This is a genomic window from Lactiplantibacillus dongliensis, assembly GCF_005405105.1.
Taxonomy (GTDB): Bacteria; Bacillota; Bacilli; order Lactobacillales; family Lactobacillaceae; genus Lactiplantibacillus; species Lactiplantibacillus dongliensis.
Genome location: NZ_BJDK01000012.1, coordinates 19,983 through 33,622 on the forward strand (window position 1 = coordinate 19,983; position 13,640 = coordinate 33,622).

9 protein-coding genes and 1 riboswitch are annotated in these 13,640 nt (G+C 46.8%); of the genes, 6 read left to right on the forward strand and 3 right to left on the reverse strand.

Going from position 1 to position 13,640, the window contains the following annotated elements; genetic code table 11:
• Positions 1 to 22 precede the first annotated feature (22 nt).
• The 3 genes from FFM80_RS05925 to FFM80_RS05935 form a co-directional block, all read right to left on the reverse strand.
• A complete protein-coding gene (locus FFM80_RS05925) occupies positions 23 to 1,330 on the reverse strand; it encodes an NCS2 family permease (RefSeq protein ID WP_137639968.1) in 1,308 nt (435 codons plus the stop codon).
• A gap of 168 nt (positions 1,331 to 1,498) precedes the next feature.
• Positions 1,499 to 2,836 carry a nucleobase:cation symporter-2 family protein gene (locus tag FFM80_RS05930; RefSeq protein ID WP_137639969.1) on the reverse strand — a complete coding sequence of 446 codons (1,338 nt, stop codon included), beginning with the start codon at positions 2,834 to 2,836 and terminating at the stop codon, positions 1,499 to 1,501.
• 60 nt (positions 2,837 to 2,896) lie between these two features.
• Positions 2,897 to 2,995: riboswitch (purine riboswitch) on the reverse strand.
• Positions 2,996 to 3,094: 99 nt separating this feature from the next.
• Positions 3,095 to 4,684 (reverse strand): PucR family transcriptional regulator, encoded by a 1,590-nt coding sequence (locus tag FFM80_RS05935; protein ID WP_137639970.1) that lies wholly within the window; start codon positions 4,682 to 4,684, stop codon positions 3,095 to 3,097.
• A gap of 374 nt (positions 4,685 to 5,058) precedes the next feature.
• Here FFM80_RS05935 and FFM80_RS05940 point away from each other — a divergent pair, with 374 nt between their 5' ends.
• The 6 genes from FFM80_RS05940 to carB all read left to right on the forward strand — a co-directional run bounded on the left by FFM80_RS05940 (position 5,059) and on the right by carB (position 13,637).
• Entirely contained in the window at positions 5,059 to 5,517 is a 459-nt protein-coding gene (locus FFM80_RS05940; RefSeq protein WP_137639971.1) for a GNAT family N-acetyltransferase, read from the forward strand.
• A gap of 930 nt (positions 5,518 to 6,447) precedes the next feature.
• Positions 6,448 to 6,987 carry a bifunctional pyr operon transcriptional regulator/uracil phosphoribosyltransferase PyrR gene (gene pyrR / locus FFM80_RS05945; RefSeq protein WP_137639972.1) on the forward strand — a complete coding sequence of 180 codons (540 nt, stop codon included), beginning with the start codon at positions 6,448 to 6,450 and terminating at the stop codon, positions 6,985 to 6,987.
• 157 nt (positions 6,988 to 7,144) lie between these two features.
• Positions 7,145 to 8,101, forward strand: coding sequence for an aspartate carbamoyltransferase catalytic subunit (locus tag FFM80_RS05950; protein WP_137639973.1), 957 nt, complete (start codon positions 7,145 to 7,147; stop codon positions 8,099 to 8,101).
• Positions 8,085 to 9,377 (forward strand): dihydroorotase, encoded by a 1,293-nt coding sequence (locus FFM80_RS05955; RefSeq protein WP_137639974.1) that lies wholly within the window; start codon positions 8,085 to 8,087, stop codon positions 9,375 to 9,377. The genes FFM80_RS05950 and FFM80_RS05955 overlap by 17 nt, the downstream gene beginning before the upstream one ends.
• Positions 9,374 to 10,468, forward strand: coding sequence for a carbamoyl phosphate synthase small subunit (locus FFM80_RS05960; RefSeq protein WP_137639975.1), 1,095 nt, complete (start codon positions 9,374 to 9,376; stop codon positions 10,466 to 10,468). Before FFM80_RS05955 ends, FFM80_RS05960 begins: the two co-directional genes overlap by 4 nt.
• Positions 10,461 to 13,637: a carbamoyl-phosphate synthase large subunit gene (gene carB / locus FFM80_RS05965; RefSeq protein ID WP_137639976.1), complete on the forward strand. Its 3,177-nt coding sequence runs from the start codon at positions 10,461 to 10,463 to the stop codon at positions 13,635 to 13,637. The genes FFM80_RS05960 and carB overlap by 8 nt, the downstream gene beginning before the upstream one ends.
• The last annotated feature ends 3 nt before the right edge of the window (positions 13,638 to 13,640 follow it).

Here is a 13,640-nt window from a genome sequence, read left to right on the forward strand (position 1 = left end):
CGCGACGCCTATTTTTGGTCTATTAAGCGACAAAGGCAAAGTAAAGGATGAAGATGACCATCATGGCCCACATTAAGGCGTTAACTTCACGCCAGCGTCCTTTGACTGTCATGGTAATCGGATAGAAGATGAACCCGACTGCTAAGCCTTCCGAAATACTGTAAGTTAACAGCATCATAATCATGGTAAAGAAGGCTGGCACTGCGATTTCAAACTTCGTCCAGTCAATATATTGGACGTTTGATAACATCAAAATTCCCACAATGATTAAAGCTGAGGCCGTTACAGCGGAGGTAATCACCGTTAGAACTGGGGAGAAGAAAGCCGCGATGGCGAATAAAATAGCGGCCACGACGGATGATAACCCGGTCCGAGCGCCAACCGCGACGCCAGAAGTGGATTCAACGTAAGCAGTTGTGGGGGATGTCCCAAAGATTGCGCCGATGGTTGTTGCTAAAGCTCCACTGAATAAGGCTTTACCGACCCCTTTGACTTCACCGGTTTCATGATTGACCATCCCAGCTTCTGTTGCTACCCCGACCAAAGTACCCGAGGTATCGAACAAGCCGATGATAAAGAAGGTTAAAATGACGATAATCATTTGAAATGAGTTAATGTCAGTTATGTGCGTTAGCGCTTGGCCGAAAATTGGTTGGACACTAGGCACGCCGCTAATAATCCCAGTTGGTAACGGAATGATTTGAAAAATCATACCAACGACGGCCGTAATAAACATGCCCCAGAAGATGCCCCCAGTAACGTTGGCGGTTACTAAGATGACACCGATGATAATCCCAAAGATGGCTAATAAAACAGTGGGACTGTGCAAATTACCTAAGGCGACGGCATTGGACTTGTTGGCGACGATAATCCCAGAGGTTTGTAACCCAGAAAAGGCAATGAAGAGACCGATCCCAGCGGAAACGGCGTATTTTAAAGCACTGGGAATTAAGTTAATTAACTTATCACGTAGCTTGGATAAGGTTAATAAAATAAATAATAACCCGGCGACAAAGACGCCAGCCAGCGCCGTTTGCCATGGAATATGCCACTCTTGGACGACTGTATAGGTGAAGAAGGCATTCAAGCCCATCCCGGGGGCTAAGGCAACTGGAAAGTTAGCGATTAATCCCATCAACAGACAGCCGACAATGGCTGCTAAGACAGTGGCGGTGAAGACCGCCCGTTTATCCATCCCGGCACTACCCAATAGTTCGGGATTAACGGCTAAAATATATGACATCGCTAAGAAGGTTGTTAACCCGCCCACGAGTTCAGCCCGGATAGATGTCCGGCGCTGCTTTAACTGAAATAAATGCTCAATAATAATGTCCCGCTCCCAACATAATGAAAAGTTAACAATTCAACAATTATTCAGTATAACATACTGGTTTTTGCGGTGGGGACTTTTTTAATTGCCTACAATTAAATACTCATCAAAAAAGCCAGTCTGGCAGCGTTAGTGCGACCAGACTGGTGATTTTTAGTCATAATTAATTTAATGTTCCGTTTCGTTTAATCCGATTGATTCGTCGTCGACGGTCTTCTCAACCGTATGGCGATTAAAGAGTAAGTTTAAGAGAACTGCGGCCAAACTCCCAACGACGACCCCATTGCTGAGCATAATCTGTAAGGCGCCAGGTAAGAATTGGAAGATGTTGGTTTGGACTGTAACACCTAAGCCTAAACCGATGGAAACGGCGGAGACTAACAAATTATTGTTGTTGCGGAAGTCGACTTGGGCGAGCATCCGAATTCCTTGAATTCCCACAATCCCAAACATCACGACCATGGCGCCACCTAAAACGGGGTCGGGAATAACGGTCGCTAGGGCGCCAATCTTAGGGAGTAAGCCCAAGACGATTAAAAAGGCGGCTGAAAAGTAAATCGGTTTACGGGTTTTAACGCCGGATAATTGTAAGACCCCGACATTTTCGGAGAAGGTTGAGTAAGGAAAGGTGTTAAACAAACCGCCTAAGATAACGGCAATTCCTTCTGACCGATAGCCGCGCTTTAAGTCCTCACTTTCGATTTTACGGCCGGTGATATCGCCTAGTGCAAAGAAGACCCCGGTTGATTCCACCATCGTAGTGAGTGAGACTAAAATCATGGTCAAAATTGACGACCATTCAAATTTTGGCGTGCCAAAGTAAAAGAGGGTCGGTAAGTGGAACCAGCTAGCCGCTGCGACTGGTGCTAAGGAAACCATGCCAAAGGCGCCGGCTAATAATGTTCCGGCCAGAATACCGATTAAGATGGCCACCGACTTCATAAAGCCTTTAGCAAAGACATTAATTAATAAAATAATGGCAATAGTTAAAAAGCCGATGCCTAACGCTGGTAAACTACCAAAGTTCTTGGCACTAGCATTGCCACCGCCTAGATTCTCGAAGGCAACGGGAATAAGTGTGAAGCCGATAATCGTAATCAGTGACCCAGTGACAACGGGTGGAAAGAGGCTTTTGATCTTGGAGAAAAGGCCAGCGATTAAAAAGATAAAGATGCCGGCGCCAATAATTGAACCGTACATGGTACCTAGTCCATAGGTTTTACCGATTTGAATCAGTGGATTAACGGCCTGGACGGCACAGCCCAGCACGACTGGCAATCCAATCCCGGTCATCGGGGTGCGCTTTAATTGTAAGAATGTGGCAATCCCACACATGAAAATATCGATTGAAACTAAGTAAGTCATTTGTTGCTGACTAAAATGCAAAGCCGCCCCAATTAATAACGGCACCAAGACATCGCCAGAATACATGGCTAATAAGTGCTGAAAACCTAAAATCGCCGCTTTGACGTTGGAGATTCTTGGTGTACCAGTTGCTTCCTTCAAAAAAATCGTCCTCCTCAATTCTGCGAATATGCCTGAAAAAAAGAGACCACCCCGGCAAACGGGATGGTCTCGTCTGCTTATAGTCCAGCGTTTACGGCGCTGGGTAGAAACTCGTCATCCATATCATGACATTATATAGGCAATTACTCGTATTTGAATGGGATAATTCTAACATAGATGAAAACCGAATACAATTAGAACCGGACAAAACAATGTTCGTGAAAATAGCAATCTTAGTTAAATTAGCAATGTAAACGTTCACTTTTGCAGCTGTTGATTATGCCATAACAAAACGGCCATTTCGAGTGTCTGAGTTTGTTCAGGGTCGTCTAAGTTGAGTGTGAGCATTTTTTCGATCTTTTTCAGCCGGTAAATCACGGTGTTACGGTGAATGGCCAGATGACCAGCAACTTCCGCAATATTTTGATGGTAATAGAAATAGCCATACAGCGTGTTGAGCAAGTTCAACTGTTCATTGGCACTGACGCCGCCGACTAGCCCACCTAGAACCCGTTCAACAAAGGACTTAGCTTCATTATCCGGAATCAGCGAAATTAATTCTTTGACGTATTTTGGCCGGTAGATCGTGACCGCATGTGGACTATTCTTACTGAGGGCTAACGCTTCGGCCGCTTCGTTATAAATGGTGGCGAGTTCGGTCAACGGTAAGGTTGAATAGCTATAACCGGCAATTAAACGGGCCTGTTTATCGAGTTTGGGCTGAATAAAGTTGACGAGTGCGGTTAAGAAATCCTGAGCGTTTTGGTCGTCATTGATTAATAAGACGAGTTGCTGTTTTAATGAAAAGGCGATGACCGAGGCTTGGAATTCCTTAATAAACCACAGGGTCAGTTGTTGCACCTGTTCAAGTAGGTGGTTACTGAGCAAGGGTTGATGATGAGTGGTCACTAAAATGGTGGCACAGTGGAACTTAGTCGTGGGCTCAGTGCCGCGGGCTTTTAAGGTCTTGTTGACTAATTCGTTAGAAATGCCACCGTCCATGACATTTAAGTAGAAGCCACTTTGATTACGGAAGGCTGATTCATTCAGCATATCGACCCGACTGTTGACGAAGCTGAGCGTGTTGATCACGACTTGTGCCAACATTTGATCAGTCGAGTTCTTCGGATCCAAATTCAAAACGCCCACAAAGGCCTTATTTTCTTTATAAGCTGAAAATAGGGGAATAATCGTGAGCTGGGTCTGATTGTAGGTTACTGTAATCCGGGTATGTAGATTGAAATAGTCAATCTGAGTCTGATTGCGTAAGAAGTCTGTCAAGCTGGCCCGAGTCATTGGCAAGTTTTGGGCGGCACTGACGACGCGAAAATGGCTATCCATCAGGAAAAGCGGATGACCAATCAATTCAGTACATTTATTTAAAACCGTCGTGTGTGACGGATCCTTTAAAAGCAAGTCAGCCAAAGTCTGGTTCACTTGCACGATCCGACTGAGTTCGTCGGTCTGTGATTTTAAAATGATTGTCAGCATGTTACGCATCGTTTCTGAAATTAATTCATCGGCGGGGGTCACAATAATCGGAAAGTCGAGTTCATCGGCCAATGCCAACACATCACTGGAAACGTGATCGATATAACGTTGATCTTTAACGCCGAGACCGGCACAATTAGCTTGGTGCATCGCTTTGATGAGCGCTTTAGGGTCAGTGGTCGCATTGCTGAAGGGAAAGCCATTCGTAATTAAAAATTGATGGGCTTTTAAAAAGTCGGCGATATCGGGTGATTCAATCATCCCAATATTATTGATTTCTCGATTGAGACCGCGTTCACCTGCAATTACCCGCATGTGCTGCAGTGTCGGTGTTTGTAATAATGTTTGTAAACGCATGGCATGTCCCCCTAATATTTGGTTATCTTTCACAAGTAGTATACCGATAATTTGGCAGTTTGACTATAAATAAATGAAAAATAGATTAAAATAAAATGAAATGATTTGTTTTTTGAGATAAAAATCTAGTTGGTGGTTAAGGTGCCACTCTGGTTGGCCCAGAATTTGCTGGAACGTGGTGGCCACGTTTTTGAGCCATAGGGCGGTCTCAAAAGCCGGGCTTTCGCTAAGTCGGAAAAGCACCGACTAAGTGAAACGACACCACTGAGCCAATTCTGAGCCGCCCGGCGTTCGCTAGCAGTTAAAAATGGAGCTGGTATCAGGTATACTAATGGATACATATAGTTGTCGTTAATTGATAGAGGTAAATTAAAATGATTATTCGAAAGTATATACTGGCTGATTTTTCAGCCATTCGAACTTTATTTAAACAAACGATACGAATTTCGAATGCGCGCGATTATTCGGCTGAACAATTAGCGGCTTGGATTGGGAATGATGATAAGGCCACGTTGACAGCCTGGCAACAATCGTTATTGGCGCATGTGACGCTTGTGGCTATTCAAGATGAGCAGCTTGTGGGTTTCACAGATATGAGTGACGCTGGCTATTTGGATCGGTTATATGTTCGGCCAGCTTATCAACATCAAGGGGTGGCAACGGCGTTAGTCGATGGGTTGATTGCGGCCGTGTCGGTTAAAACGTATACGACGGCAGCGTCGATTACAGCGCGGCCATTTTTTGAACGCCAAAATTTTCGCGTTATGCATGCGCAGCAAGTTGAACGGGATGGTTGTCAACTGACTAATTATTTGATGGTGCGGGGCGTTTAACTGGGCATTGTTAGTATTATACCGTTAGTATTGCTTAGTCTTTGTTATCGCCACAAAAAATATTAGTTAGCTACGCTTGGTGCTAGTTAAAATTGCCGCCTGCCGGTTGGCTCCTAAAATGCTGGAACGCCATGGGTCATTTTGAACCCAAGCCCGGTCTTCAAAACTGACCTTGGCCTAAGTCCGAGTAAACCACTCGCACTAAGGCCAACGACACGGCTGAGCATTTTAGGAACCAACGGCTCGGCTAAATGAGTGGACTAAGAATAATCAATCGTTAATTTTTCAATTCCCGGTAACTAACGACGGGCGGGCCAGAATTGGCTCAGTGGTGTCGTTTATCTTAGTCGGTGATTTTCCGACTTAGATAAAGCCCGGCTTTCGAGACCGCTCTATGGCTCGAAAACGCGGCCGCCACGTTCCAGCCGATTCTGGCCCAACCAGAGTGGCAATTTAAACCAAATAACACCAAGCGTTAGTTAGCTATATAGGTTAACTAAGTGTGAGGTATTGTGGCTATTAGTCATAAGTGACGGTTGGGTTAAAATAAATCGGTTATTAACGACGGGCGGCCTAGAATTGGCTCAGTGGTGGTCACCACGTTTCCGCCGATTCTAGGCCAACTAGAGTGGCAAGGCTGATCTTTACAAGAACTTAACCTAATCTTGATAGTCGACAACCGCAATTAGGGTTAGATTGGTCGTATAATCGTTGATCCAAGATAATTGCCAGCTGAATCGGAATTTGGCTTGACACGCGGGCAGCATTTAGTTACACTTATTGCAATTAAATAAGCACCTTTAAATTAGTCCTGTGAGGCTAACAAGGGGAACGGTAACTAGGAGTCTCCCACGCTTTTTCGCAGGAAAAACGGGGGGACTTTTTTTGCATCCCCAGGTGGTCAATCAAACAGAAATGGAGCTGACTAGCATGGCACGTGAAGTCGTCGATGCAATGACAATGCGCCGCGCATTAACGCGGATCACTTATGAAATTATCGAACAGAATAAAGGGGTCGGCAATTTGGTCTTTATCGGGATCAAGACCCGGGGTATTTATTTGGCGCAACGTTTAGCACAACGGTTGAAGCAGTTAGAGGGCGTTGATGTGCCAGTTGGGTCGCTTGATATTACTTTATATCGTGATGATCACCATGCCATTGATGTTCAAGGTCAAGCTGAATTAAACGGCGCTGAAATTCCAGTCGATATTAACGGCAAGCATATTATTTTAGTCGATGATGTGTTATTTACAGGCCGGACGGTGCGGGCGGCACTAGATGCGTTGATGGATCAAGGTCGGCCAGCGAAGATTTCGCTCGCGGTGTTAGTTGATCGTGGTCATCGTGAATTACCGATTCGTCCAGATTTTATTGGGAAGAACATTCCAACTGCTTTAGATGAACAAGTTGCCGTGGCTTTAGAAGAACATGACGGTCACGACGGGATTAGTATTGAAAAATTAGAGTGATAAATTGAATCTTTAACCATTTAATTGTTTCCAGAGAGGAACGAAACGGTTTGGCCATGCGTGGCCGTTTTAATCGGAGTCTAGCCTCTTTGCAAGCAATTTTGCAGGAGCTAGACTTTTTTCTTTGGAAAAAAACAGAAGGAGACGGCAAAAGAGCATGCAGACCACGAATTATTTAGTTAGTGTTGATCAATTCAGTAACGCCGATGTGACCCACTATATTCACTTAGCGCAAGCCTTTAAGCGAGGGTTAGCGGTGACGCTTAAGCGACCGGCTTATGCGATGAATTTATTTTTTGAGAATAGTACCCGGACCCACACCAGCTTTGAAATGGCGGAACGGCAACTAGGGATGCAAGTGATTCCTTTTGACCCCAAGACCAGTTCGGTCACTAAAGGTGAAAGTTTGCTGGATACGTTAAAAACGATTCAAGCGATTGGCGTGGATCTAGCGGTGATTCGGCATCCCCATGATCACTATTACCAACCACTGATTGAGGCTGGGCTGGACATGAGCCTCATTAATGCCGGCGATGGAAGTGGTCAGCATCCCTCACAATCTTTACTGGATATGTTGACAATCTATGAAGAATTCGGTCACTTTGACGGGTTGAAGATTGCGATTGTCGGCGATTTGCAACATTCACGGGTGGCCCGTTCCAATATGATGTTACTAACGCAATTAGGTGCGCAGGTTTACTTTAGCGGGCCTAAAGCTTGGTTCAATGCGGATTTTGCTAAGTACGGTGATTACCGGCCACTGGATGAGCTGGTTGGTGAGATGGATGTCATGATGTTACTACGGGTCCAACATGAACGGTTGACAGCCGATAAGGACGCAACTTTCGATGCGGCTAGTTATCATCAACAGTTTGGGTTAACGGCGGCGCGTGCCGCTAAGATGCCTGCCCAAGCGATCATCATGCACCCGGCACCCGTTAATCGGGGTGTCGAGATTGCCAGTGAGTTGGTGGATGCGCCGCAATCGCGGATCTTCCAACAAATGACGAACGGGATGTATATTCGAATGGCCATGATTACCCAATTACTCGTCCAAAAAGGTTTGTTAGCTGCTGAGCCAATCGAGGAGGTCGCCCATGTCAACTTTAATTAAAGCTGCTCAGGTTCTACAAGCTGGGCAATTAACCACGCAAGATATTTTAATTCAAGATAGTCGGATTAAGGCTATCGGGCATAACTTAAACCAACAATACGGCGCTGCTGATCAAGTGATTTGTGCCGATCAGCATGTGGTCATCCCCGGCTTAGTCGATGTGCACGTGCATTTACGTGAACCCGGCTTAACAGATAAAGAAACGATCGATACGGGGACGATGGCGGCGGCCCATGGCGGGTTTACGACGGTTGGTGCGATGCCAAACGTTGAACCAGTTCCTGATACGCCAGAAAAAGTCGCCTTGATGGTTGCTGAAAATACTCAAAAGGCGCATGTTCATGTGGCACAATATGCCAGCATCACGAAAAATCGAACTGGTGATGAACTGGTTGACTTTGAAGGGGTCAAACAAGCCGGGGCCTTTGCCGTCAGTAACGATGGTTCAGGGGTGCAAACGGCTGGGACAATGTATCAGGCGATGTGCGGGGCGGCCAAAGCCGGCTTGCCATTAGCCGCCCATGTTGAAGATGAATCTTTGAAGCGCGACGGCGTCATGAACGCTGGCCCAGTTGCCGACAAATTAGGTTTACCAGGGATTCCTGGGATCTCCGAATCCGCGCAGATTGCGCGGGATGTGTTACTGGCCGAAGCTAGTGGCGTGCATTATCACGTCTGTCATATTTCAACGGCTGCAAGTGTGCGGGTCGTGCGCGATGCCAAGCGGGCTGGGATTAACGTAACTTGCGAAGTATCACCACATCATTTGTTATTAACAGATGAAGATATCACCATGGATAATCCGATGCTGAAGATGAATCCGCCATTGCGGTCGCCTAAAGACCGGGCCGCGTTAATTGCGGGGTTATTGGATGGGACAATCGATATGATTGCGACTGACCATGCCCCCCATACTGATGCGCAAAAGGCAGGTTCAATGCGGACTGCGGCTTTTGGAATCACTGGCCTGGAAACGGCCTTTGCCACGCTTTACACGGCCTTAGTCAAGCCACGCTTGTTAACCTTGAGTCAATTGGTCGCTTTAATGAGTACGCGGCCGGCCGAATTATTCGGCTTGACCGGGGCCGGCCAGTTAAAGCCTGGGGCCCCGGCAGATTTAGCCATTTTAGATTTAACGCATCCCTATGAAATCAAAGCTAATCAGATGTTATCAAAAGGGCATAACTCGCCGTTTGTTGGTTGGCAAGTGTACGGCAATGTCTTAATGACGCTAGTTGACGGCCAAGTCGTCTACGGAAAGGATCAGCACGCATGAAACGATATTTAGTCTTAGCAGATGGCACGATTTATCCCGGGACGGCATTTGGTGCCAGCAGCGCTGCCGTTGGCGAATTGGTGTTTAACACGGGGATGAGCGGCTACCAAGAATCGATTACGGATCAATCTTATAACGGTGAGATCTTAATGTTTACGTATCCGTTAATCGGTAATTACGGTATCAATCGCGATGACCATGAATCAATTACGCCAACTTGTAAAGGGGTCGTCGTTCACGAATTAGCTCGGCGGGCCAGTAATTGGCGTAGTGAGATGTCCTTAGATGATTATTTGAAGCAAAATCAGATTCCTGGTATCGCCGATATCGATACGCGGGCAGTGACGAAACATATTCGGACTAAAGGCGCCCTCAAAGCGACGATTGTTGATGAAGTGAAGCCGGATACCGTCAGTCAGCTACAGGCTACGGTTTTAAATCCGGCGGTCGTTGCGGAAAGTTCAACGACGAATGCTTATCCCAACCCAGCGACGGGTCCTAACGTGGTCGTCGTGGACTTTGGGTTGAAGCATTCTATCCTGCGTGAATTGGCCAAGCGCCAGTGTAACGTGACGGTCTTGCCATATAACGCCACGGCGGGCCAAATTCTGGCTTTAAATCCAGATGGGGTCATGTTAACAAATGGCCCGGGCGATCCCAAAGATGTGCCGGAAGCCTTAACGATGATTCGTGATGTTGAGCAACACGTGCCGTTATTTGGAATTTGCCTCGGTCACCAATTATTTTCCCTAGCTAATGGCGCCGATACTTTTAAGATGAAGTTCGGGCATCGGGGATTCAATCATCCGGTCCGTGAAATTGCGACTGGTCGGATTGACTTTACCTCACAAAACCATGGTTATGCGGTTGATCGGGATTCGCTCGCCAAGACAGACTTGATGATTACACATGAAGAAATTAATGACGGAACGGTGGAAGGCGTGCGACACCGCAACTATCCAGCCTTCTCCGTACAATATCATCCCGATGCAGCACCGGGTCCCCACGATGCGGATCATATTTTTGACGAATTCATTGATTTAATGGCGGCCCACCAAGTCGCCCGGAAAGGAAGCCACTTCAATGCCTAAACGCACAGATATTCATAAAATCATGGTCATCGGTTCTGGTCCCATTATTATTGGTCAAGCAGCCGAATTTGATTATTCCGGTACCCAAGCTTGCTTAGCGCTTAAAGAGTTAGGTTATGAAGTGGTGCTGGTCAATTCGAATCCAGCAACGATTATGACCGATAAAGAAATTGCAGATCAAGTGTACCTAGAACCAATTACGCTAGAATTTGTGTCACAAATTCTACGCAAGGAACATCCGGATGCCATCTTGCCAACTTTAGGTGGGCAACAAGGCTTGAACATGGCGATGGAGTTGGCTGATTCAGGAATCTTAAAAGAATTAAAGATTGAGCTGCTTGGGACCAAGTTAAGTGCCATCGACCAAGCCGAAGATCGAGAACAATTTAAAGATTTAATGGAAAAACTTGGTGAACCAGTGCCGGCTTCTGGCATTGCCCATACGACTGAAGAAGCCTTGACTTTTGCGGAAGCGACCGGCTATCCAGTCATCGTGCGGCCAGCCTTTACCATGGGCGGTACCGGCGGCGGGATTGCTGAGACGGCGAAAGAGTTACGGACGATTGCTGAGAATGGTTTGGCCTTGTCGCCAGTGACTCAGGTCTTGATTGAACAAAGTATCGCTGGCTATAAAGAAATTGAATTTGAAGTTATGCGCGATGCTGCCGATAATGCGATGGTCGTTTGCAACATGGAAAACTTTGACCCCGTGGGGATTCATACTGGGGACTCAATCGTCTATGCACCGGTCCAAACGTTAGCGGACCGTGAAGTCCAAATGTTACGGGATGCTGCTTTAAAGATTATCCGCGCGTTGAAGATTGAAGGGGGCTGCAACGTACAGTTGGCTTTAGATCCAAACAGCTTCAACTACTACATTATTGAAGTCAATCCGCGGGTCAGTCGATCATCAGCGTTGGCCTCTAAAGCGACCGGCTATCCGATTGCTAAGATGGCGGCCAAGATTGCCGTCGGGCTACATCTAGACGAAATTAAGAATCCGGTCACTGGGACCACCTACGCTGAATTCGAACCCGCTCTAGATTACGTTGTCTGCAAGATTCCGCGCTGGCCATTTGACAAGTTCACCCATGCTGATCGCCGCTTAGGGACACAGATGAAGGCGACTGGTGAAGTGATGGCGATTGGCCGCAATATCGAGGAAGCGACGTTAAAAGCAGTCCGGTCACTCGAAATTGGGGTGACTTATATTGACGAACCGGCATTAGCACAAGTTGACGATGATACCTTGAGCGACAAGCTAATCCATGCCCAAGATGACCGGCTCTTCTACTTAGCGGAAGCGATTCGGCGCGGTTTTACGATTGAAGAACTCGCCGAAATTACGAAGATTAATGTGTTTTTCTTGGATAAATTGTTACATCTAATCGAAATTGAAACGGCACTTAAGACGCATGTTGATGATTTAGATTGCTTAACCACGGCTAAACGGAACGGCTTTGCGGATCAAACTATCGCCGAATTCTGGGATGAAACCATCGATGAGGTCCGTCAATTCCGGCAGCAGCATCAGTTGACGCCCGTTTATAAGATGGTCGACACCTGTGCTGGCGAGTTCGCCTCGACGACACCGTATTATTACGGGACGTATGAGACGGAAAACGAAAGTGTGGTTAGTGAGCGGCCGTCTGTGTTAGTGCTAGGTTCGGGGCCGATTCGGATTGGACAAGGGGTTGAATTTGACTACGCCACTGTGCATTCGGTTAAGGCGATTCAAAAGGCGGGTTATGAAGCCATTATCATGAACAGTAATCCGGAAACGGTCTCCACGGACTTCTCAATCTCTGACAAACTCTACTTTGAACCATTGACGATTGAAGATGTCATGAATGTGATTGACTTGGAACAGCCAATGGGGGTCATCGTCCAGTTCGGCGGTCAGACCGCAATTAACTTAGCTGCCCCGTTAGCGGCGCATGGTGTTAAGATTCTTGGAACGAGTGTGACTGATGTGGATCGGGCTGAAGATCGGGATGAGTTTGATAAAGTCATCAAACAGTTACAAATTCCACAACCGGCTGGTGATACCGCTAGTGATGAGGCCACGGCCATGAAGATTGCTGACAAGATCGGTTATCCAGTTTTGGTCCGGCCAAGCTATGTCTTAGGCGGCCGGGCGATGGAAATCGTGAAGCAACCGGCCGACTTGGATTATTACATGCACAATGCCGTTAAAGTCTCACATGACCATCCGGTATTGATCGATAGTTATTTAGTCGGTAAAGAGTGCGAAGTTGATGCCATCTGTGATGGTAAAACGGTGGTTATTCCCGGGATTATGGAACATATCGAACGTGCCGGGGTCCATTCAGGGGATTCGATGGCCGTGTATCCACCACAATCACTATCGGCCCATGTCCAACAACAGATTGTTGATTATACGGAACAATTGGCGATTGCTTTGAATTGTATCGGGATGATGAATATTCAATTCGTCATTCATGAGGAACAAGTCTATGTGATTGAAGTGAATCCGCGGGCAAGTCGGACGGTGCCGTTCTTAAGTAAAGTGACTGGGATTCCAATGGCGCAAGTCGCAACGCGAGTCATCTTAGGTCAATCGTTAAGTGATCAAGGTTATCAGACGGGCTTAGTGAAAGCCGGATCGTTAGTCCATGTGAAGGCTCCGGTCTTCTCCTTCTCGAAGTTGAATCGGGTCGACAGTTTATTAGGACCAGAAATGAAGTCGACGGGGGAAGTTATGGGGAGTGACCAGACGATGGCTAAAGCCCTTTATAAGGCCTTTGAAGCAGCTAAATTACACGTACCAGCCCATGGCAATGTCTTAATTACGGTTCGTGACGATGATAAGCCGGAAGCCTTGAAGTTGGCCCAACGGTTCCACGCCCTCGGTTATCAGTTAATGGCGACGAGCGGCACGGCGACTTATTTGACCCAGCATGCGCTAGATGTACAAGTGGTCGATAAGATTGATGCCGGTGAACATGATTTGCTACATCAGATGGAAGCCGGCCAAGTGCAAGTGGTCATCAATACGGTTTCGGATGAAGAACAAGCCGCCGATGACGGTACTTTGATTCGAAATACCTCGATTGCCCACGGCGTTCCATTATTTACGGCGCTTGATACGGTCGCCGCTATTTTACAAGTCTTAGAATCACAGTCGTTTGTCACGCAAGCATTGTAGGAG